This is a genomic window from Patescibacteria group bacterium, assembly GCA_023473585.1.
GTDB lineage: Bacteria > Patescibacteriota > Microgenomatia > JAMCYU01 > JAMCYU01 > JAMCYU01.
Genome location: JAMCYU010000004.1, coordinates 93,260 through 112,420 on the forward strand (window position 1 = coordinate 93,260; position 19,161 = coordinate 112,420).

General features: G+C 41.1%; 19 protein-coding genes, 14 tRNA genes and 1 pseudogene. 26 read left to right on the plus strand and 8 right to left on the minus strand.

Going from position 1 to position 19,161, the window contains the following annotated elements:
• Window positions 1–5 precede the first annotated feature (5 nt).
• From M1575_01470 to M1575_01485, 4 genes are all read left to right on the plus strand, one after another.
• On the plus strand, window positions 6–1,346 hold the full coding sequence (locus M1575_01470) for an ABC transporter substrate-binding protein (protein ID MCL5095386.1): 1,341 nt from the start codon (window positions 6–8) through the stop codon (window positions 1,344–1,346).
• Between the two features lie 53 nt (window positions 1,347–1,399).
• A tRNA-Leu gene (locus tag M1575_01475) sits at window positions 1,400–1,486 on the plus strand.
• Between the two features lie 5 nt (window positions 1,487–1,491).
• Window positions 1,492–1,578: transfer RNA gene (locus M1575_01480), tRNA-Leu, on the plus strand.
• 133 nt (window positions 1,579–1,711) lie between these two features.
• Window positions 1,712–1,784, plus strand: a tRNA-Val gene (locus M1575_01485).
• 61 nt (window positions 1,785–1,845) lie between these two features.
• Here the strand turns inward: M1575_01485 and M1575_01490 are convergent.
• Window positions 1,846–2,706, minus strand: a complete 861-nt coding sequence (locus M1575_01490; GenBank protein MCL5095387.1) for a DUF4349 domain-containing protein — start codon at window positions 2,704–2,706, stop codon at window positions 1,846–1,848.
• A gap of 90 nt (window positions 2,707–2,796) precedes the next feature.
• On the opposite strand from M1575_01490, the gene M1575_01495 reads away from it, so the two are divergent.
• The 10 genes from M1575_01495 (at window position 2,797) to M1575_01540 (ending at window position 4,893) form a co-directional block, all read left to right on the plus strand.
• Window positions 2,797–2,869: transfer RNA gene (locus M1575_01495), tRNA-Phe, on the plus strand.
• A gap of 117 nt (window positions 2,870–2,986) precedes the next feature.
• Window positions 2,987–3,057, plus strand: a tRNA-Gly gene (locus M1575_01500).
• A 65-nt stretch (window positions 3,058–3,122) separates the two neighbouring features.
• Window positions 3,123–3,193: transfer RNA gene (locus tag M1575_01505), tRNA-Gln, on the plus strand.
• 34 nt (window positions 3,194–3,227) lie between these two features.
• Window positions 3,228–3,313, plus strand: a tRNA-Leu gene (locus M1575_01510).
• 58 nt (window positions 3,314–3,371) lie between these two features.
• Window positions 3,372–3,797, plus strand: a complete 426-nt coding sequence (locus M1575_01515) for a hypothetical protein (protein MCL5095388.1) — start codon at window positions 3,372–3,374, stop codon at window positions 3,795–3,797.
• A tRNA-Pro gene (locus tag M1575_01520) sits at window positions 3,788–3,864 on the plus strand. Before M1575_01515 ends, M1575_01520 begins: the two co-directional genes overlap by 10 nt.
• Before the next feature lie 49 nt (window positions 3,865–3,913).
• Window positions 3,914–3,985: transfer RNA gene (locus tag M1575_01525), tRNA-Gly, on the plus strand.
• 66 nt (window positions 3,986–4,051) lie between these two features.
• Window positions 4,052–4,303 (plus strand): GIY-YIG nuclease family protein, encoded by a 252-nt coding sequence (locus M1575_01530; protein ID MCL5095389.1) that lies wholly within the window; start codon window positions 4,052–4,054, stop codon window positions 4,301–4,303.
• A gap of 323 nt (window positions 4,304–4,626) precedes the next feature.
• Window positions 4,627–4,700 (plus strand) — tRNA-Arg (locus tag M1575_01535).
• Between the two features lie 121 nt (window positions 4,701–4,821).
• Window positions 4,822–4,893 (plus strand) — tRNA-His (locus M1575_01540).
• Between the two features lie 569 nt (window positions 4,894–5,462).
• Here M1575_01540 and M1575_01545 read toward each other — a convergent pair.
• On the minus strand, window positions 5,463–6,581 hold the full coding sequence (locus M1575_01545; protein ID MCL5095390.1) for a hypothetical protein: 1,119 nt from the start codon (window positions 6,579–6,581) through the stop codon (window positions 5,463–5,465).
• 42 nt (window positions 6,582–6,623) lie between these two features.
• Here M1575_01545 and M1575_01550 point away from each other — a divergent pair, with 42 nt between their 5' ends.
• The 3 genes from M1575_01550 to M1575_01560 are packed head-to-tail and all read left to right on the plus strand — an operon-like array spanning window position 6,624 to window position 8,978.
• The gene (locus M1575_01550) at window positions 6,624–7,310 is read left to right on the plus strand and encodes a glycosyltransferase family 2 protein (GenBank protein MCL5095391.1); all 687 of its coding nucleotides are present in this window, start codon (window positions 6,624–6,626) and stop codon (window positions 7,308–7,310) included.
• Window positions 7,307–8,413, plus strand: a complete 1,107-nt coding sequence (locus M1575_01555; protein MCL5095392.1) for a DegT/DnrJ/EryC1/StrS family aminotransferase — start codon at window positions 7,307–7,309, stop codon at window positions 8,411–8,413. The genes M1575_01550 and M1575_01555 overlap by 4 nt, the downstream gene beginning before the upstream one ends.
• A gap of 4 nt (window positions 8,414–8,417) precedes the next feature.
• Complete coding sequence (locus M1575_01560; GenBank protein MCL5095393.1) at window positions 8,418–8,978, plus strand: dTDP-4-dehydrorhamnose 3,5-epimerase family protein; 561 nt, start codon at window positions 8,418–8,420, stop codon at window positions 8,976–8,978.
• Here M1575_01560 and M1575_01565 read toward each other — a convergent pair.
• The gene (locus M1575_01565) at window positions 8,962–10,005 is read right to left on the minus strand and encodes a 50S ribosome-binding GTPase (protein ID MCL5095394.1); all 1,044 of its coding nucleotides are present in this window, start codon (window positions 10,003–10,005) and stop codon (window positions 8,962–8,964) included. The genes M1575_01560 and M1575_01565 overlap by 17 nt on opposite strands.
• A gap of 180 nt (window positions 10,006–10,185) precedes the next feature.
• On the opposite strand from M1575_01565, the gene M1575_01570 reads away from it, so the two are divergent.
• Window positions 10,186–11,001 carry an HD domain-containing protein gene (locus tag M1575_01570; GenBank protein MCL5095395.1) on the plus strand — a complete coding sequence of 272 codons (816 nt, stop codon included), beginning with the start codon at window positions 10,186–10,188 and terminating at the stop codon, window positions 10,999–11,001.
• Here M1575_01570 and M1575_01575 read toward each other — a convergent pair.
• The 5 genes from M1575_01575 to M1575_01595 all read right to left on the minus strand — a co-directional run bounded on the left by M1575_01575 (window position 10,990) and on the right by M1575_01595 (window position 13,159).
• Complete coding sequence (locus M1575_01575) at window positions 10,990–11,928, minus strand: NAD-dependent epimerase/dehydratase family protein (GenBank protein ID MCL5095396.1); 939 nt, start codon at window positions 11,926–11,928, stop codon at window positions 10,990–10,992. The two genes, M1575_01570 and M1575_01575, sit on opposite strands and share 12 nt — an antisense overlap.
• 46 nt (window positions 11,929–11,974) lie before the next feature.
• Window positions 11,975–12,047: transfer RNA gene (locus M1575_01580), tRNA-Lys, on the minus strand.
• Between the two features lie 55 nt (window positions 12,048–12,102).
• Entirely contained in the window at window positions 12,103–12,369 is a 267-nt protein-coding gene (locus M1575_01585; GenBank protein MCL5095397.1) for a GIY-YIG nuclease family protein, read from the minus strand.
• A gap of 37 nt (window positions 12,370–12,406) precedes the next feature.
• Window positions 12,407–12,478 (minus strand) — tRNA-Arg (locus tag M1575_01590).
• Window positions 12,479–12,547: 69 nt separating this feature from the next.
• Window positions 12,548–13,159: an MBL fold metallo-hydrolase gene (locus M1575_01595; GenBank protein ID MCL5095398.1), complete on the minus strand. Its 612-nt coding sequence runs from the start codon at window positions 13,157–13,159 to the stop codon at window positions 12,548–12,550.
• A 79-nt stretch (window positions 13,160–13,238) separates the two neighbouring features.
• On the opposite strand from M1575_01595, the gene M1575_01600 reads away from it, so the two are divergent.
• The 8 genes and pseudogenes from M1575_01600 to M1575_01635 all read left to right on the plus strand — a co-directional run bounded on the left by M1575_01600 (window position 13,239) and on the right by M1575_01635 (window position 19,151).
• Window positions 13,239–13,832, plus strand: a complete 594-nt coding sequence (locus M1575_01600) for a hypothetical protein (GenBank protein MCL5095399.1) — start codon at window positions 13,239–13,241, stop codon at window positions 13,830–13,832.
• A gap of 231 nt (window positions 13,833–14,063) precedes the next feature.
• On the plus strand, window positions 14,064–14,606 hold the full coding sequence (locus tag M1575_01605; GenBank protein MCL5095400.1) for a hypothetical protein: 543 nt from the start codon (window positions 14,064–14,066) through the stop codon (window positions 14,604–14,606).
• An 18-nt stretch (window positions 14,607–14,624) separates the two neighbouring features.
• A tRNA-Leu gene (locus M1575_01610) sits at window positions 14,625–14,706 on the plus strand.
• Window positions 14,707–14,716: 10 nt separating this feature from the next.
• The gene (locus tag M1575_01615; protein MCL5095401.1) at window positions 14,717–16,231 is read left to right on the plus strand and encodes a hypothetical protein; all 1,515 of its coding nucleotides are present in this window, start codon (window positions 14,717–14,719) and stop codon (window positions 16,229–16,231) included.
• A gap of 4 nt (window positions 16,232–16,235) precedes the next feature.
• Entirely contained in the window at window positions 16,236–16,475 is a 240-nt protein-coding gene (locus tag M1575_01620) for a hypothetical protein (protein MCL5095402.1), read from the plus strand.
• 66 nt (window positions 16,476–16,541) lie between these two features.
• Window positions 16,542–17,285 (plus strand): annotated as a pseudogene (locus M1575_01625) (efflux RND transporter periplasmic adaptor subunit).
• Window positions 17,282–17,959, plus strand: a complete 678-nt coding sequence (locus M1575_01630; protein MCL5095403.1) for an ABC transporter ATP-binding protein — start codon at window positions 17,282–17,284, stop codon at window positions 17,957–17,959. The pseudogene M1575_01625 and the gene M1575_01630 overlap by 4 nt, the downstream one beginning before the upstream one ends.
• Window positions 17,943–19,151 carry an ABC transporter permease gene (locus tag M1575_01635; GenBank protein ID MCL5095404.1) on the plus strand — a complete coding sequence of 403 codons (1,209 nt, stop codon included), beginning with the start codon at window positions 17,943–17,945 and terminating at the stop codon, window positions 19,149–19,151. The genes M1575_01630 and M1575_01635 overlap by 17 nt, the downstream gene beginning before the upstream one ends.
• Window positions 19,152–19,161: the final 10 nt, after the last annotated feature.

Genomic DNA, 19,161 nt, shown 5'->3' on the forward strand with positions numbered 1-19,161 from the left:
AGAATATGAAGTTTTTTGTTCGTTATTTACGTTTGTTCTCTTGGTTTGTACGGGCTTTTGTTACTAAACACCGAAGTCTTATCTCTTTTAGTTTTATCGCCGGTTTCTTAATCTTTTTACTTTTTGTGGAACTTTATCCGATTGTCATCAAACCCTTGTTTCACCAAAAAACCAAAGTTATTGCCGTTATCGGTAATTATACCCCAACAACCCTTCCCTCTTATCTTCAAAATCTTATCAGTTTTGGTCTAACTTCCATTGATCAATCAGGCGAAGCAACTTCGTCAATTGCCTTAAATTGGGAAATAAAAGACGACGGCAAAACTTATCTTTTTAAAATTAAAAACGATTTATTTTGGCACGATAAAACAAAGTTTAAAGCTTCTGACATTAATTATAATCTTAAAGATGTCACCTTTGAGTTTATCACTCAAGATCTTCTGAAGATTAGCTTAAAGGAGCCTTTTTCTCCTTTACCAACCATTCTTTCCCGTCCGATTTTTAAACGCGGCTTAGTCGGTTTGGGCCCTTATAAGGTCACGAAAATAAAACTTAAAGGCGATACTTTGCAAAATATGTCCTTAACCCCCTTAACCGCGGATTTTCCTCCGCTTGAGTTTAAGTTTTATTCTACGGAAGCGGCGGCGATAACGGCTTTTAAACTTGGCGAAGTTAATATCCTCGATCGAGTCAGCGACGTCAATGGTTTTAAAAATTGGCCGAATTTAAAGATAAGCTCACAAATTTATGAGAATTACAATATTATTCTTTTTTTCAATACCCGGCTGCCGTTACTCCAAAAAAGAGCCGTTCGCCAAGGTTTGGCTTACGCCGTTCCCTCTTTTTCGCAAGAAACCTCCAACAGTCCTCTTAATCCTCATTCCTGGGCGTATAATCCGAATGTCAAAAATTATTCGCAAAATCAGGAACTGTCTAAAAGTTTATTGATAAAAGAGGGGATCGCCACGGCCTCGGCTAACCTGACCATCTCAACTTTTACTTCCTTTTTGCCTTACGCTCAAAAAATTGCCCAGTCCTGGGATTCCCTGGGCCTAAAAACCAATATCAGGGTCGAAAATTCCGTTCCGGGAAGCTTTGACGTTTTACTCATGAGTCAGGAGATTCCGCCTGACCCCGACCAGTATCACCTCTGGCATTCAACCCAAACCACGAATATCACCGGTTTTGGCAGTCCCAAGATTGATAAACTTTTAGAAGACGGGAGAAAAACGACCGATAAGGAAAAAAGAACGCTAATTTATAAGGATTTTCAGCGTTACTTGCTTGAAGAAGCTCCCGCGGTTTTCCTCTTCCATCCCAAGCTCTACACCATTGAAAGAAGTTAGAAAAGAGCGGTTTGTGAGCAAAACGTCTTTCTGATATAATTCTTTTTGCCTTTGGGCAAGTGGCGAAACTGGCAGACGCGCAGGCTTCAGGAGCCTGTTCCCTTTAACAAGGAATGGAGGTTCGAGTCCTCTCTTGCCCACTTAAGCCGAGGTGGTGAAATCGGTAGACACGCAGCCTTGAGGAGGCTGTACCCTTAAACAAGGTGTGCAGGTTCAAATCCTGTCCTCGGCACAGCATAAGTGGGAGTTCGTTTACCCCGCTGATTGCGGAGCAATTTTGCGGGGAGTCTCCCCGAGAGCACTTAAAATAGAGAATGACCGCTTAGCTCAACGGTGGAGCGCGACATTTACACCGCGCCTGCACTGGCCGGTTAGTTCAGTTGGTAGAACGCCTCGTTTACATCGAGGAAGTCGGAGGTTCGAGTCCTCCATCGGCCACAGTTTCGGCGGGCAGGTCGAAGAGGTTGGTGGTTCGAATCCACCAGCGGTCACCAGAAGCTTATATTTTCGTTTTTTTCCATCGGCGGTAAAGAATAACTCCACCCAAAACCGGCACCCAGATAACCCCATAAACCATAATCCAAATTCCCTTTTCGGCCAAACCTCTTCCGGTATTGATTAAGGATCTGACGGCTAATTTAAAGACGACGGCCGGTCTAAAAGCCTGGCTTGGAGCGTAGGGAAGAGCCATTTCGTCTGAAGATAAATAAATCGTGATTTTTGATAAACTGGCGGTTTGTTCCAAATATTTTTGCCTGCCTTTTAAAGCATCAATTTGATCCTGAAGACCAATCAGCTCCCGTTGAACCGTTAAGAGGTCCTGAACTTGTGCCGCCTTGTTCATAATTTCTTCAAATTTACTTTTGGTCGCTTCCAAAGTTTTTAAACGGGCCTCCAAATCAACATATTGGTCGGTTACGTCTGTTCCCATAACATTTTCTGAAGTAACCTTAACGGCAAGTTTTCGGTATTCGTCAATCGTCCCTTTAACTTTATCGGCGGGTATTCTTACCACAACTGTGGCAAAAGGCGCTTCTTCGGGTTGGCTAATAGTGCTTGAAACCATAAAACCGCCGTTCGTTTTGGCCAGATCGATGATTTTGTCAGCAACTTCCTTGACTTTTAAAACGACCAAAGACATTGAGGTTTCTTCAACGATAATTCTTTTAGCCTGGTTCGTCGGCGCCGATTCTTGCTGAAAAGAAAGACGCGAAGGAAGGGGAGCGGAAGAAAAAAATTCGGAATAATTGGTTACCCTAGATAAACCGAAAGGAGAAACGCCAAAATAGGGCCGTAAGATAAAATAAACCAGGGCTATAAGAAGAAGGGAAGAGAGTTTGTGATTTTTAATCCAATCCATAACTTCATGATAAAATTGAATAAAGTGTTTGTCAAGTAAACCCAAATTTGGTAGAATAAGTCGTGTACTTCCAAAACAAAGTTTGTACATGCCGAGGTAGCCAAGGCGGTCACGGCGCGTGTCTGAAAAACATGAGATGACAGTTCGATTCTGTCCCTCGGCACTAGAAATTTACTCAGGAAACGTCTTTTGCGAAAATTATTTTTCGCAAGTAAATTTCTAGTGTGAACACGTTTTAAAAGAAGATGTTTACACTGAAAAATCGTTTAGATTTTTTAGTGCGGGTGTGGTTTAATGGTAAAATAACTCCCTTCCAAGGAGTTGACGGCAGTTCGATTCTGCTCACCCGCTCAAGTCGTTGAGCGAGGCTCGCTAAAGGCGGCCCGCTCCCGAGTCAAACTCGGTTCGTAAAAGTTTTCGGGATCGTCTAGCGGTAGGACAGCAGCCTTTGGAGCTGCGAACCTAGGTTCGAATCCTAGTCCCGAAGCCGATTCGACTCGCGAAAGAATCATATTAATTATGCCGGGGTGGCGGAACTGGCAGACGCGCAGGACTTAAAATCCTGTGATGCTAACACATCGTGAGGGTTCGAGTCCCTCTCTCGGCACAAAGGATGTTAATAATTATCACTTGCTAAATAGCGTGAGGTAATATACACTTAAGACGTGAAAGACCTTAAGGAAATAAGAAGTGTTATACCGCTAATCATATGGTGGTGTGAAGGGACAAAACCCAGACGTGATAAGAGGTGGAAAAACGCAGTCCTTTGCCCAATAGAGGTTAGCAACACTGATCCAAAAATTATTAAAATATTTAGAGATTATCTTGTACAAGAATTGGGGGTTTCAGAAAAAGGTATAAAGGGTCAACTGCAAGTTCATGAAGGAGATAATAAAAGTGAACTTGAGATTTATTGGTCAAAAATAACCGATATTCCATTGAGTCAATTCAATAAAACTATCATAAGAAAAATCGGAAATAAACCTGGAAAGAGTAAAGGAACTTTCAAATTAAGATTTTACAATAAAAGAGTATATAAAAAACTAGAAAGCTCTTTAACTAAATTTTTGAAGCTCTTTAACGGAGTGTAGCGCAGTTGGCTAGCGCGCCTCGTTTGGGACGAGGAGGTCCCCGGTTCAAGTCCGGGCACTCCGACCAACTTAAAAGTGAGGGTTTGGTTCATAGCAGAACAATTCACTAGGGTTACGCGGGAGTAGTTCAGCAGTAGAACGTTTCCTTGCCAAGGAAAAGGTCGCGGGTGCGAATCCCGTCTCCCGCTCAAGCGCCTTTGGCGACTTGAGCGAGGCTCGCCTCGCCTGAAAGGCGGGCGGCCCGCTCTATATTTATGTTTATTGTTTACGTCCTTCAAAGTCTCAAAGATAACAAGACATACGTTGGATATACCGACAATTTTGAGAGACGATTCAAACAGCATAATTCAGGGAAATCAAAATCTACAAAAAATCGAGCGCCATTTAAATTACTCTTCGAAGAAGAATTTGAAAATTCAGTTGAAGCGAAAAAACGAGAGTTGTGGTGGAAAAGCGGAATTGGAAGAAAGAAACTGAAGGAGTATTTTGATAAGATCAAGAAATGACAGAAAAGATATGTTTTAAGCGAGGGCTCTTTGGAGCGCTTCCCGGATATTTTTGCCGCCAAACCAACCTTTAAGATATAAAATTGTGTGTTTGTTCCGATGCCAGTCCTGAAGATAATATTTATCAATACGTCCACCCCTTTTTAAGAAAATAGCGATTAGTTCATCGATAGAGGATTTTGTATTTATACCTTATTATAACACACCCAAAATTTAATTTCTCCGAGAGCTTGATAAGCTTCTTGTAACTTGATAAAATAGTTTTAATTGCCTCGAGCAGACGCGTTACAACGCGATTTGGTATAATCAAATCGCTAGTTTTTGCTCTCGTAGCTCAATTGGATAGAGCAGAGGGTTTCTAACCTTCAGGTTGCGTGTTCGAATCACGCCGAGAGCGCAAAAAGAAGCGCGCGGTTGGGGGGTTCGCTTGCCCCGTAGACGACTTTAAGGAGTTCTTCGGGGAGTCCCTCTGGAGGCGCACGATAAGTTGGGAAAAGACAGGTGTTTTATCCCATATGGTGGATGTAGCTCACCAGTAGAGCGCCCGCCTGTGAAGCGGGAGGAAGCGGGAGCATCACCCGTCATCCACCCATAAAGACTTAGGCCGTTACGACGACATATAGTTGACATATTTCCTCCTAATTGCTATCATTCAAACACTTTATGATAATCAGATATGAGGGAAGAGAAGTTTTTCACGAGACAACCGTTGGCGCGAAAGGCGCTTTACTTGGCGCCTTAATGGGTGGACCAAGAACGGTTAGTTTAAGGCTTGTGCCTGACCGCGACGAACCCTTAAACGATACTGTCGTTGTTAGTGCCAGTTATGGCTCTTACGAGGTAAGGGGATCAGATATAAACACGAATTCTACCTGCCTCAGAAATCACGTAAGGTGGTCTTGTTATTAAGTTGTAACCCGCCTCTCTTCAAACCTTCGAAATAACATTCTCCCTGCAATAAGCAGAGCTTTTACTTCGTAATAAATTGCAGGGTTTCAACCCTAAAGGAGAACGTTTTCTTTGCTTCAATTCATCCTCGCAATAAATTGTGAGGTATTCTTGAAGCGCCGAATAAAAAATCCTGTTTAAAGGCTATCTTTTAAGTTGGCGGTTGGGTTATAATAAATTCGTAGATCGTTTATAAGGCTTCTTCCACGAATTAAGCGATGAAATATCCCCTTGTAAAAAGAGCCACCAACAGAAACTGCAGAATTAAGAAAACAATAATTGTCAGGTAAAATTGCCATTTTGTTTTTGTCAAAAGCCCCATGGCGATAAAGGCCGGAAAAAGATGAAGAATATACCTGGGCATGCTTTGCAAGGTTCCGGTAAAAGTGGGAATCAGTAGCGAGACGATCATCCAGACCCCATAGGAAACTCTGACCTTTTTAAGAACATAAAAACCTAAGAAGAAGTAAAAAAAAGTCGAACCTAATTCTAAAATGGCAGTAAAATAAGTAATGTTTTTAGAAGCGAAGATAATTATCTTTAAGTATCTAAAAAGAACCTGAAAGGGAGAAATAAAATTTGCCTGTCCCCAATGAATCATTGATTTTTGAAAAAGAAAGAAATCGCCGAAGTTTATTTGCAAATATAACCCGTAGAGAATCATCCCTAAAGGAATCAGAAAAATAAAATAAACTTTTCTTTTGAAAAAATTTTCAAGTAAATTGCCATGTTTGTCTTTATTTTGCCAATACCATTCCACCAGTAGGGCTACAATCAGGGAAAGACCCACAAGTCTGGCTAGTCCCGCCATTAAGCCAAAAATACCCGCCAACGGCCACCGACTTTTCCTGGCACAGTAAAAACTCAGGGTGGCAAAAAGAAAATAGAGCGATTCGGTGTAAACCGCGCCATAAAAAAACGATACCGGAAAAACCAAAAGCAAGATGAGTGTTCGCCAAGCGATTTTTTGATCAAAGTCGAAAAGAATAATTTTGTAAAAAACGAAAAGAGAAAGAAAAAAAACAAAATTAGTTATCAGCAATCCGGAGGTGAGAAAAGAAAAAGACGTTAGTTTATGAAGAATTGAAACAAGAAATGGCAAGAGCGGAAAATAGGCAAAATTCGGATAATGGTAACCATCACGGGCAATATTAAGATAATTCGCTCCGTCAAAATTAGCCCAAATTCCCAAGAAATAGTTTAAGGAATTAAGATAGTTCAAAGAAAACCCATGAGTCGGATTAAAACGAAGAATAAAAACCGCCAGCAGGGAAAAAAAGAAGATAAGAATCTTCCAGCCGATAAAAAAAGAGGCTATTCGTTTAAACATTATTTAATAGTGTATAATGGCAGCAACAAATAAGTTTCTAAAATGAAAAAACTTTCTAGTCTTTCGGTTGTCTATCCGGTTTTTAATGACAGTTACTCTCTTTCTCAATTGATTAAGAAAACCGTTGGGTTTCTGCCTTTTGTCGCCAACGAGTACGAAATCATTATAGTCAATGACGGCAGTGATGACAAGACAACCAAAATCTTATTAAGCGAATTTGAGGAGAAAATTCCGTTTTTAAGCGTAATTAACCATAAGAAAAACTTGGGTTATGGAGCCGCTCTCGCAACGGGATTTGCAAAAGCGAAGTCTGATTTTATTTTTTATACCGACAGTGATGGTCAATATGATCCTCTGGAACTTAAGAAATTAGTCGCCAAATTTAATGATAAGGTCGATTTAGTTACCGGTTTTAAGCTTAATCGAGCCGACACATGGTTCAGAAGAATAATCGGATTTTTATATAATCATTTCGTTAAAATTCTCTTCAATCTTAATGTCCGTGATGTTGATTGCGACTTTAGACTTTTCCGCCGAAGTCTTCTTCAGGGGCTGAACTTTAAAATCGCCAGCGGCGCCTTTGACGTTGATTTTATGAAAAAGCTGCAACAAAAGAAGGTTCGTTTCCGAGAAGTCCCCGTGCATCATTATAAAAGACAATACGGAAAATCGCAATTTTTTAGTTTCTTAAATATTGCTAGAAGTTTGTTTGATTTAACAAAAATATGAAACCCAAAATAAAAATACCCATTGTCAACTTGCAAAAAAATTATCAAGGTCTTCAAAAAGAAATAAACCAAACCGTTCATAAAATTTTCCGGAAGGGTAATTTTATTCTCGGAGAAAATGTTTATTTTTTTGAAAAGGAATTCAGTCAATACCTGGGGGTAAAATACGCCATCGGTGTGGCTTCGGGAACGGACGCTTTAATCTTAGCCTTCAAATCACTCGGAATCCGCTCAGAAGATGAGGTTATTATCCCTGCCAACAGTTACCCGACCGCTTTTGCGGTTGCTTCGGTAGCCACGCCAAAACTTGTCGATATTGATCCGCGGACTTTTAATATGGATGTTTCAAAGATAGAAAAAGCCATCACCGTTAGGACCCGCGCCATTGTGCCCGTTCATCTTTTTGGTTTGGCCGCGGAAATGAAATCAATTCTCAAAGTGGCCAAAAAACACCATCTTTTTGTCATCGAAGACGTCGCCCAAGCCCACGGAGCCAGTTATGAGGGTAAAAAATTAGGCACTTTAGGAGATTTGGGTTGTTTCAGTTTTTATCCCACCAAAAATTTAGGTTGTTGCGGCGACGGGGGAATGGTGGTCACCAATAATAAAAAATTGGCCGCATTAATTCGGCAGTTAAGAACCTATGGAGAAAAGAAACGTTATCAAAGCCTAAGGCCGGGAGTAAATAGTCGACTTGATGAACTCCAGGCTGGGATATTGCGCGTTAAACTTAAAAGACTCGATTCTTATAATCAATTACGACAAAAAGTTGCTTCCCATTATTTCTCCTGTCTTAAAAACGAGAAGATTATTCTTCCTCCCGAAAAATCTGACGGCAGCCACGTTTACCATCTTTTTACGATACGCGCCAGGGAAAGAGACAGACTCAAAAGATATCTGAAAAAACATGGGGTCGAAACAAACATTCATTATCCATTACCTGTCCATCTTGTTAAAGCTTTTTCCTCTTTAAAATATAAAAAGGGAGATTTCCCGCAGGCCGAAAAGGCGTGCAAAGAAATACTTTCCCTTCCTTGCTATCCAGAACTCACCACCAGCCAAATAACAAATATTTGCAATCTTATTAAATCTTCATTAAAATGATTACATGAAAATCAATTTTCTTAGCGTTAACAATCAAGATGGTCTTATTGAAGGAATTAAGCTCTTTAAACTCAAAGTTAACCGCGATTCAAGAGGCATCCTCATGGAAACCTTTAAAACAAGCTGGCCAGAGGTTTTTGGTCCGGATCTTCCCTTCGGCCAAAGTTATTGTTCGGTAACCAACCCGGGTTTTGCCCGTGATGAGGATCGCTGGCATTATCACCCGACCAAACAAACGGATAGATTTGTTGTTGTCAAAGGAAGCGCCGTTTTCGCTATTTACGATTCGCGAAAGGATTCGAAAACTCGCGGACATTTAAATCTTTTTTTGATGGGGGATATAAATGGGGACAAAGGACACTATCTTTTGGTTATTCCCCGTAATGTTCTGCACGGATTTTGCGTGGTAAGCAGGGAGCCTTGTTATCTTATCTCTTATATTTCCACCCTGTACGATCCCAATGAAGAGGGGAGAATTTCCTTTACGGAATCAGGCGTGGTCTTTCCTGACGGAACACCATTCTCTTGGAAACCGGTAAGAGAACAGTTTATCTCCCAAAAGTGAGAATATCTTCATCCGCAAGTTTATGATTAAGACCGACGTTTTGGCCTGGAAATTTCACCGATTGACCCCAGACTTTGGCCTCTTTAACTTGCAATTCTTGAGAAATCTTAAAAACGGCGTCTTTAACGGTTTGCCCTTTTTTTAAGATTAACGGTTTGTCTTTATCGGCTTCACAACCTGGCGTTTTTAAATACACTCTGATTAAATTTAATTCTTGCCAGATTTTTTCTTTTAGTTCTTCAACCCCTTGGCCTAAAAGTCCGGAAAGATAAAGAAAATCGGGGTTTTTTTCATAATTATTCCGCTGATCTATTTTGTTGATAACGGTTAAAGCCGGCAGATAAACCCGGTTGCCTAAAAAGGCATCAATTAATTGGTTAACGTTTAGGTCTTCTTTCACCTGAATTTCCGCGTTGACCAAACGAAATTCCGAAGCTATGGCCAAAGCCAGACTGACGTTACTTCTTAAACCACCCTTGGCTTTCTTTTTGATCAGGACAAGCGGCGGCTTTTGATTAATTCTGACACCGGCGGCATAAAGCTCTGTTTCGATGCTTTTTAACTGTTCTTCACTTTTTTGAATGTCCAAAATTAAAAGCAAAAGATCGGCTGATCTGACCACGGAGAGAATCTCCCGGCCCCGTCCCTTGCCCTTGGCGGCGCCTCCGACCAAGCCCGGCAAATCCAAAATCTGGATTTTCGCCCCCTTATAATCCATCATCCCCGGAATCACGGTTATGGTCGTAAAGGCATAAGGCGCCACCCTGGAATTGGCCTCGGTCAGAAGGTTTAAAAGCGTTGATTTACCCACCGAAGGATAACCGACCAAAACGACGGTCGCGTCACCCTGCTTGGCCACGGCAAAAGCCGCCCCACCGCCGCCTTTTTTACTTTGTTTTTCGGCCAGTTCGTCTTCGAGTCTGGCAATCCGCGCCCGCATTTTTCCCAGATAATGATCGGTTCCCTTATGATGAGGGGTTTTTCTGATCTCTTCTTCAATTTGGGCAATTCTTTCCTGAATTTCCATAAGTTGATAAATTATTAATTCGTTTCGCTCATTATATCAAAGATAAATGAGTGAACTTTGATTAATTCGTTTCGCTCATTATATCAAAGATAAATGAGTGAACTTTGATTAATTCGTTTCGCTCATTATATCAAAAAAGCCTCTCTTGAAAAGAATCGATAATTAGCGTATAAAAGATTCATGAGGAAAAAAACGAAAAACGCGAACTTTTCTTCTCAAGATTTAATCCGCATCCCGACGGAAAGTAACGAACTTTTGGAAAAAGTTCTTCAGGAAATAAACCGAAATGTTGAGGTTAAAACGCTTTGGCGGGTCATGAACGTTAACGCTATCGAACGCCTGCACATGACCGATCACGGCTCGGTCCATTTTCAGATTGTGGCCAACAGCGGGCTTCGCTTATTGCGGCTTTTGGTTAAAAGAAAAATTGAAATGTCCGTGACCAAAAATTATAAACTTTCCCATAAATACGCCGAACTTGTGGTTTTGCTGGCCAGTCTTTTTCATGATTTGGGCATGTCGATTAATCGGGAAGGCCATGAAGACTTTAGTTTGTTTTTGACGGAAAATCTTCTTAAAGATTTTTTATCTTTTCTACCGACCGAGGAAAGAGTCATCATTAAATCAGAAGTTTTACACGCCATTATCAGCCACCGCAGTGACGGCCGGCCTATTACCGTTGAAGCGGGGATTATGAGAGTGGCCGACGCTTTGGATATGAGTCAGGGACGCTCCCGGATTCCTTTTGAGGCCGGAAATATCGACATTTACTCCATCTCCGCCTACGCCATCGATAACGTCGAAATCAAGGAGGGTAAGGAAAAACCGGTCCAGATTAATGTTTATATGAATAATTCCTCGGGTATTTTCCAGGTTGACCAGCTTTTGAAAAGCAAGTTGGAAAACTCGGGTATTTCGCAATATATTGGGATTAAAGCTTTTGTCGTCGGCGAAGCGGAGAAGAAATTAATCAACGAGTTTGATCTAACGCCCTAATTTATTTTTTAATCCTTCGTACATAACCTTAGTTAATTTTGCCAGGTCATACTTGGGTTTCCAGTTCCAGTCTTTTCTCGCTTTTCTATCATCAATCGAATTCGGCCAGGAATCGGCAATTTTCTGCCGGTCGTCAGGTTTATAATTATAAGTAAAATCAGGCGCCAATTTAACAATTTCCCCAATTAATTCTCTTGGGGTAAAACTGATGGCGGCAAAATTATAACTGGTTCTTATAGTTATTTTCTTTGCCGGCGCTTCCATAAGTTTGATGGTTCCGTCAATCGCGTCGTCAATATACATCATGGGCAAACGCGTGTTCTCTTTTAAAAAGACAGTGTAGTGTTTTTGCCGTATGGCTCCATAGAAAATATGAACGGCATATTCGGTTGTGCCGTCACCCGGAGGGGCTTTATAACCGATAAGCCCCGGGTAGCGAAGGCTGCGGACATCCAGCCCGTATTTTAAAAAATAATATTGGCATAAGAGTTCACCGGCAACTTTATTGACTCCGTACATTGTCGTCGGTTCAAGAATCGTCGATTGAGGAGTATTGATTTTCGGCGTCGTCGAACCAAAAGCAGCGATAGAGCTTGGCCAGAAAACCTTTGCTTTATATTTGACTGCCAAATCAAGAATATTTTTAAGACCACCCAAATTGACATCCCAGGCAAGTTGAGGATTTTTTTCACTGCCAACCGATAACAAACCGGCAAGGTGGTAAATCTCGTTTATCTTGTGTTTTTTAATGATTTTATCTAAGGAAAGGAGATCGGTGACATCGCCATTTTCAACAATTGTCTGAGAATCTCTTGTGGCTTTATGAGCAAGGGTAACGATATTTTTTGCAGAATACTTTTTAGTTAAAGCTTCGACCAGGTCCGTACCAACTAATCCAAACGCGCCGGTAACCAGTATCTTTTTCATCGGTTCATTTTAACGCATATTAATTCGGATTACTTACGATATTTTGTGAGCGACCAGGGGCTCGAACCCTGAACCTATTCCTTAAGAGGGAATTGCTCTACCAATTGAGCTAGTCGCCCTAAAAATTTGCTTGCAAAAAATCCTTTTTGCAAAAGTCGTTTCGCGAGTAAATTTTCAGGGTAAACCCTTCTTTTTATTTAAAATTAGTTTAATTTTATAATCCCTAGCCCATTTTTTAATAGCGCTTTCTCTTTTTCGTGCCTCTGATTGATTATTATATTCTTCAAAATATTTGAGTGTTACTGGTCTCTTTGGTCTAAGTGATTTTGCGCCTTTAATATTATCATTATTATGTTCTATTATCCTTCTTTTGATATCGGTCGTTATTCCTGTGTAAAGGGACCCATCACTACATTCTACAATATAAACATACCACTTCATCGTGTTCGCACTGTAAAATCGTCAAAATTTTACAGTGCGCCCCTGGCAGGAATCGAACCCGCATTACTGGTTCCGAAGACCAGAGCTTTATCCGTTAAGCTACAGGGGCTTAACTTATTTTGTAAAAAATGAGCAAAATTATTGATATTTCTTTGATTAATTCGTTTCGCTCATTATATCAAATTTGTTCTTTTTTTGCTTCGCCGATGGTCGAAACTTCGCCGTGGCCGGGGTAGAGAATGGTTGCTTTGGGTAATTTAAATATTTTGTTTAAAGATTGATCCAGATCTTTTTTGGAGCTATAAGAAAAATCCGTGCGGCCCAAACCGTTGGCAAATAACGTATCACCGGAAAAAATAACCCCTTGACCCAAAAGACTGATCCCGCCTGGCGTATGGCCGGGCGTTTCCATAACTTTTAAAACCTCTTGCCCGAACTTAATTTTTTCTTTCTCTTTTAAAAAACGGTCAGCCGAAGGAGCCGGATCAACGCTAATGCCTAAAAAATATTGGGCGCTTTTTTGCGCCTGTTTTAATAAAAAGAGATCTTTTGCATGAATCAAAAAGGGGATTTGGTAGGCTAATTTAAGCTCCAAAGCCGCCAGGACATGATCAAAATGAGCGTGAGTTGCCAAAAGGGCCGTGGGTTTGAGCTTAAGGTCGGCAATTTTAGCCTCGATATAAGCGGCCGCCTCGCCCGGATCAATAATCAAGGTTTCTTTGGTTTTTTCGTCCCAGACAAGATAACAATTCGTTGCCAACTGTCCAACGCTCAGTCTTTGCACCTTCATGATTTGATTTTAGCATATTGACAATCTTTAGGGAATCTTGACTTGACACTTTTAAAAAGTTATGTAAGTATAGGGACACATGAAAAAAGTGCTACTCGTAGTTCTTTGGTTTCCGCTCACCATGGCAACTTTAAGCGGCGCCCTCTTGACTCTTTATTTCTTCGATAATGTCAGGGCCGGAGATTTGCTTTTTGCTAAACAAGCTAAGGAGTTGGCTTTGAAAAATCAATACGAGTTTTATGCCGCCCTCCCTCAAGTCTTGGGCTCATTGACAACCGTCGTTGAGGCGGCTGACGCCCGGCCGGAATTGATTCGACAATATCTTACTAAATACAATTCGCCGCTCTTACCCTACGCTGATTTAATCGTCAAGTTATCTGATCAGTATAATTTGGATTTCCGTCTGATCGTTTCCATCGCTCAATGCGAATCAAATGTTTGTAAAAGAATACCGGAAGGATCCTATAATTGTTGGGGGTTTGAAAATGGCGCAACCCATTTTCAATCCTTCGAACAGGCTTTGGAACAAGTCGCCAAAACTTTAAAAGAAGGTTACATCGATCAGGGATTAACTACTCCGGACTTAATAATGCCCAAATATGCTCCACCGTCAGTGGCCAAAGGCGGCCCCTGGGCCAAATGCGTTAACCAATTTATGGAAGAACTTAAATAAAGATTTCCTCCCCGAAACTTGACAAGCCTATAATATTATGATATAATCCCCGCCAGATCCTGAGGTACGGAGGTATTTCACTTCCTACTTTAGGATTTTTTTATGGGCTTGTTAATGAGCCGGTAGGCAAGTTTTTACAAGCCCAAATCCTGCCAAAGCGCCCCTCGGAGGCAAGGACATAAGACTTTGCGACGAGGCAAGCGGAGGCGGATAGGAAGAGAGGTCAAGCTTATGAAAAAACAGATCTGGTTGGCAGTTTTCGTTTTAACTGCCCTAATGATTCTTATCTCTCCCTCCTTTGTTATGGCTTCGGAGGGTAAAGAAGCCGCCAGCTCGGCTGATATCTTTGTGGGTCAAGCGCCAAATCCTAATGTTGATAGATTGCGCCGGTTTTTGGCCTATTACGATTCGCCTTTGGCAAACTATGCGCCGGTTTTTGTTGAAAAGGCTTCTCGGTATAACTTAGACTGGAAATTGATTCCGGCCATTACGGGTGTGGAATCGACCTTCGGCAAGGCCATTCCTTTTAACTCCTATAACGCCTATGGCTGGGCTAACGGGGAATACTCTTTTAAGTCCTGGGAAGAATCAATTGAGGTTGTTTCAAAAACCTTAAGAGAAAACTATGCCAATAGGGGTGCTGATACCGTTGAAAAAATAGCGCCGATTTATGCTCCTCCTTCCCAAACCTGGGCCGGCAAGGTTTTGTATTTTATGGACAAAATTGAAAATTTTGCTCCTAACAAAACGATTGCTTTGGAACTTTCACTATAATATAATGGCGTAAACCATGCCGCGATGGCGGAATTGGCATACGCATACGGCTTAGGACCGTATCCCGCAAGGGTTGGGGGTTCAAGTCCCTCTCGCGGCACTTGCTCTTTATGACAAATTTAACACCAGCAGCGCAGGAATTGATTGCCGCTGTTTCGAAAAATTATCAAGAAAAACAATCTTGGGAAAGAGAAGCCAAGATTCATAGTCAGGAAACAATTTCTTTTTTTGCTTTTCTTTATGAGAAGCTAAGAAATTTTGTGGACTATCAGGAAGAACATCTTTTGCGCCGTCGTGCCATTACCAGAGCCTTAAGCCGGCGCCTCATCTTTCCTCAGCCAAGCGAAGAAACGGCCAGAGCTTTAATTTTAGAGCTTATCAGGGCCCGCTATTTTCCCAATAATAAAATTCCTGAAAATAAAATCTTGGCAGTTTCTCAAATCATTGATAAGTTTTCCGGTCTTATTAAGGTCCTTCCTGAAATAAAAGAACTCTTAATCGGTTTTGCGGCGAGAGAAATTGAGGAAATTTTAACGCTCGATCATGAAACCGCCCTGCTTTTATTTGCCCAGAAGGTCTTTAAAGAAAGACTTTTGGTTAAAGACGACGCGATTCTTTTTATTGCCCTGGAGGAGGCTCTATCCCGCGCTGATGAAACGACAATCCGCTACCATTTAATCAAGTTCTCTTTGCCCAACTGGGATAACGCCGAACGCCTTGAAAAAATTAATCAGGAAATCACTCATAGACTCGCTTCCCCGGATAAAGAACCTCTGGCAAGACGCGTCAGAAAAGAAATCGCTCCCTATGTTATTTTGCGTGACTTAATCAATCAAAATGAGGCTGATTTAACCAGTATTTTTGCCAATCCTGATCTTTTGGATAAAGTTGTCACTCAAGTGGCCTCAAACCGCTACCGTCAAGCCGCCACTAATTTACGGACGGCCGCCATTCAGAGTTTTATTTATATCTTTTTAACGAAAATGGTTTTTGCTTTTATTATCGAGGTTCCTTATGATCTTTATATTTTACGCCGGTTTAATTTATTGCCTTTGGTTGTCAATTTGCTTTTCCCGCCGGCTTTTATGGTGATGACGACCCAAACCGTGACGATCCCTGGTTTTGGCAATACCCAAAAAATCATGAGAGAACTTAAATCGGCGATTTATTTTCAACCGGGATTAACCATACCCAGGATTAATCTTGATCTTTTAAGCCGGGTCAGACCCTTTTTAGATCTGACTTTCAGGCTTTTTTATCTCTTAACGTTTGTCCTGGTTTTCGGTTCCGTCGTTTATATCTTAAAGAAACTTGAATTTAGTTTAGCCTCGATGGCCGTTTTCTTCTTTTTTGTTTCCACCGTTGCCTTTTTTGCTTTTAGAATTCGCCGCAACTTCGGTGATTTAACGATTGCCGAAGAAAAAGAAGGACTTTTGAGCGGACTTTTCAATTTTATCTCTTATCCTTTTATACGACTGGGTCTGGTCTTTTCCAAAGCTCTCTCCCGGTTTAACATTTTTATCTTAATTTTGGATCTTTTAATTGAAACACCTTTAAAAATGGTTTTTGAATTAATTGAGGAATGGTTTGCTTTTATTAGAAGAAAACAAGAGGAGATTCTTTAAAGAAATGAAAAAATTTATTCTTTTTATTTTTATTATTTTTGTCGCTTCAATTATCTTTATTGCCAGATTAACTCGACAGGGAACTTCTGCTCTTAAAACGGAAAAAGTGCAAAGGGGAACAATTACGAAAAGCGTGTCTGCTTCCGGAGAAATAACCTCGGAAGAAATTGCCGAATTGAAATTTCAAACCTCAGGGCAACTTGCCTGGGTTGGGGTTAAAGAAGGTGAACAAGTCCAGGCTTAGCAAGCCCTTGCCCAACTTGACACCAGAGAACTTCAGAAAACTTTAGAAAAATACTTAAGGGATTATGCCAAACAAAGAAACGATTTCGAGGAGATGAATCGGGAAACCTATCGCGGACAAACACCCTCAACCGCTCTCACTAATACCGTGAGGCGAATTTTAGAAAAAAACCAGTGGGACATGGATAAAGCGGTTTTGGATGTTGAATTAAAGGATATCGCCTTAAAATATGCCACTTTGGTAACGCCCATCTCGGGCATCGTCACGCAAGTGGAAACACCTCTCGCGGGAATAAATATTACCCCGTCAACGGCCGTTTTTAAAGTCTCTAATCCCGAAAAAATGATTTTTAAGGCTAATCTCGACGAGACCGATATTGCCGGCGTTGTCCCCGGTCTTAAAGCCCAAGTGACACTCGATGCCTATCCTGAAGAAAAATTTGCCGGAGAAATAACTAAAATTGCTTTCCAGGCAATCACAACTTCGGGCGGCGGAACGGCTTTTCCCACCGAAATAACTTTGCCGCAAAATGAGAATTTTAAATTTAAATTAGGGATGAACGGTGATGCCGAAATTATCTTGCAAACAAAAGATGATGTCCTTAAGGTCTCTTCGGAAGTTTTAATGAAAAGTGACGATAAAAATTACGTTTGGTTAGTTGTCGGTAAAAAAGCCAAAAAACAGGAAGTTCAAACCGGCATCGAGGGAGAAGAAGCCGTCGAAATTACCAGTGGCTTAAAAGAGAATGATATTGTTATTAAGTCGGGAACCTCCAAAATCAAAGAAGGTCAAAAAATTGACAGCCAATGACAGATGACAAACTTCTCCTGCGGATTCAAAATGTAAGCAAGATCTTTCGATTAGACGGTCTTGAGGTTAAAGATCTTAATAATGTTTCCTTAGAAATAAAAAAAGGTGAATTTGTTTCGATTATGGGGCCCTCCGGTTGCGGTAAGTCAACTTTAATGTATTTACTGGGCTGTCTTGATAAACCAACCTCCGGAAAAATAATTCTTGAGGACAAAGACTTTTCTTCACTCTCGGAAATCGAACTGGCTAAAATCAGAAATCAAAAAATCGGTTTTGTTTTTCAAATGTTTAATCTTTTACCCAGAACTTCAGCCTTAACTAATGTTGAGTTGCCTCTTGTTTATTCTAATTTAAATTCCGAAACCAGGCATCAAAAAGCTAAAGAAGCGTTAGAAAGAGTTGGTCTGGGAAATAGAATCTCGCATTTCCCAAATCAGCTCTCCGGAGGACAGCAGCAAAGAATTGCGATTGCCAGGGCCTTAATTAATCATCCCTCTTTAATTTTAGCTGATGAACCGACAGGGAATATCGATTCTAAAGCCGGTAAGGAAATTATGGATTTATTGAAAAATCTTAACAAACAAGGCAATACCATTATTTTGGTTACTCATGATATCGAAATCGCTAATTATGCCCAAAGAATAATCTCAATGCGCGATGGACGAATTGTTTGAAATTATTAAAATAGCTTTTACCGCTTTAAGAGCCAATAAAATGCGCTCTCTTTTAACGATGCTGGGCGTTATTATTGGGGTTTCTTCAGTCATCCTTCTGGTTTCTATCGGCAGCGGCTTACAGGGCTATATTACGAAACAACTTGAGGATTTGGGGGCAAAAAACATTATGCTGATGCCGGGAAATATCGGCTTAGGACAAGGCGGCAGCGGCGGAGGGGTTCCCGGAGCCGGCATGATGGCTTCAAAATTTGACATGGAACAGGTAAAGGCTTTGGAAAAAGCCGATCTGGTCAGTCTCGTTATGCCCTACACGGAAAACAACAGCACTTTGCGTTTTGGCAAAAATTCCCATATTACGCAAATCGCCGGCGTCAGCGTCGATTATCCGGAAATTAGAAACCAGAAAATTGCCGCCGGGCGCTTTTTTAATCACAATGAACAAAATTCGGCTAAAAAAGTCGTGGTTTTGGGAAAAACCGTGGCGGAAAAATTATTTGCGGAAGAAAACCCCGTCAATAAAAAAATTACGATTGGGGATGGCCGTTATACTGTCTTGGGGATCTTGGAAGAAAAGGGAGGAATGAGCGGTGTTGATATGGACGATCAGGCGTTTATTCCCGCCACGACCGCCCTTCGCGAATTCGACATGGAGCATTTTATCGCCATCTGGGTTCAGGCAAAATCACAAGAAAATATGGAAGAAACGAAAACCCAAGTTAAAAAAATTATGCTGAAGTTTCTTAAAGATGATGAGTTTTCCGTTTTAGACACGAAAAGTCTTTTAAATACGATTGCCACGATTCTTAGTGCCTTAACTTTAGCTTTAGGTGGAATTGCCGCTATTTCTCTTTTAGTCGGCGGCATTGGCATCGCCAACATCATGCTTGTTTCCGTAACCGAAAGAACCAGAGAAGTTGGTTTAAGAAAAGCCGTCGGCGCCACGCCACGATTAATTTTATTACAATTCTTAATTGAGGCCATGATTCTTTCCATAACGGGCGGTCTTATCGGCATTATTATTGGGGGAGGGGGCAGCTTTCTTTTAAGTAAATTTATCCCCAGCGCCGTCACTTTTTGGTCTATTTTAATCGCTTTTGTCGTTTCCGCCTTAGTCGGTATTGTTTTTGGCTTAGCGCCGGCCATGCGAGCGTCTCGGCTGACACCAGTTGACGCTTTAAGATACGAGTGATAGACTAAAA

What these genes read in the sequence shown, in the direction of transcription:
- M1575_01470 (MCL5095386.1), top strand. Translation starts at nt 6, where the DNA reads ATGAAGTTTTTTGTTCGTTATTTACGTTTGTTCTCTTGGTTTGTACGG.
- M1575_01490 (MCL5095387.1), bottom strand. Translation starts at nt 2,706, where the DNA reads ATGGATTGGATTAAAAATCACAAACTCTCTTCCCTTCTTCTTATAGCC.
- M1575_01530 (MCL5095389.1), top strand. Translation starts at nt 4,052, where the DNA reads ATGTTTATTGTTTACGTCCTTCAAAGTCTCAAAGATAACAAGACATAC.
- M1575_01545 (MCL5095390.1), bottom strand. Translation starts at nt 6,581, where the DNA reads ATGTTTAAACGAATAGCCTCTTTTTTTATCGGCTGGAAGATTCTTATC.
- M1575_01550 (MCL5095391.1), top strand. Translation starts at nt 6,624, where the DNA reads ATGAAAAAACTTTCTAGTCTTTCGGTTGTCTATCCGGTTTTTAATGAC.
- M1575_01555 (MCL5095392.1), top strand. Translation starts at nt 7,307, where the DNA reads ATGAAACCCAAAATAAAAATACCCATTGTCAACTTGCAAAAAAATTAT.
- M1575_01560 (MCL5095393.1), top strand. Translation starts at nt 8,418, where the DNA reads ATGAAAATCAATTTTCTTAGCGTTAACAATCAAGATGGTCTTATTGAA.
- M1575_01565 (MCL5095394.1), bottom strand. Translation starts at nt 10,005, where the DNA reads ATGGAAATTCAGGAAAGAATTGCCCAAATTGAAGAAGAGATCAGAAAA.
- M1575_01570 (MCL5095395.1), top strand. Translation starts at nt 10,186, where the DNA reads ATGAGGAAAAAAACGAAAAACGCGAACTTTTCTTCTCAAGATTTAATC.
- M1575_01575 (MCL5095396.1), bottom strand. Translation starts at nt 11,928, where the DNA reads ATGAAAAAGATACTGGTTACCGGCGCGTTTGGATTAGTTGGTACGGAC.
- M1575_01585 (MCL5095397.1), bottom strand. Translation starts at nt 12,369, where the DNA reads ATGAAGTGGTATGTTTATATTGTAGAATGTAGTGATGGGTCCCTTTAC.
- M1575_01595 (MCL5095398.1), bottom strand. Translation starts at nt 13,159, where the DNA reads ATGAAGGTGCAAAGACTGAGCGTTGGACAGTTGGCAACGAATTGTTAT.
- M1575_01600 (MCL5095399.1), top strand. Translation starts at nt 13,239, where the DNA reads ATGAAAAAAGTGCTACTCGTAGTTCTTTGGTTTCCGCTCACCATGGCA.
- M1575_01605 (MCL5095400.1), top strand. Translation starts at nt 14,064, where the DNA reads ATGAAAAAACAGATCTGGTTGGCAGTTTTCGTTTTAACTGCCCTAATG.
- M1575_01615 (MCL5095401.1), top strand. Translation starts at nt 14,717, where the DNA reads ATGACAAATTTAACACCAGCAGCGCAGGAATTGATTGCCGCTGTTTCG.
- M1575_01620 (MCL5095402.1), top strand. Translation starts at nt 16,236, where the DNA reads ATGAAAAAATTTATTCTTTTTATTTTTATTATTTTTGTCGCTTCAATT.
- M1575_01630 (MCL5095403.1), top strand. Translation starts at nt 17,282, where the DNA reads ATGACAGATGACAAACTTCTCCTGCGGATTCAAAATGTAAGCAAGATC.
- M1575_01635 (MCL5095404.1), top strand. Translation starts at nt 17,943, where the DNA reads ATGGACGAATTGTTTGAAATTATTAAAATAGCTTTTACCGCTTTAAGA.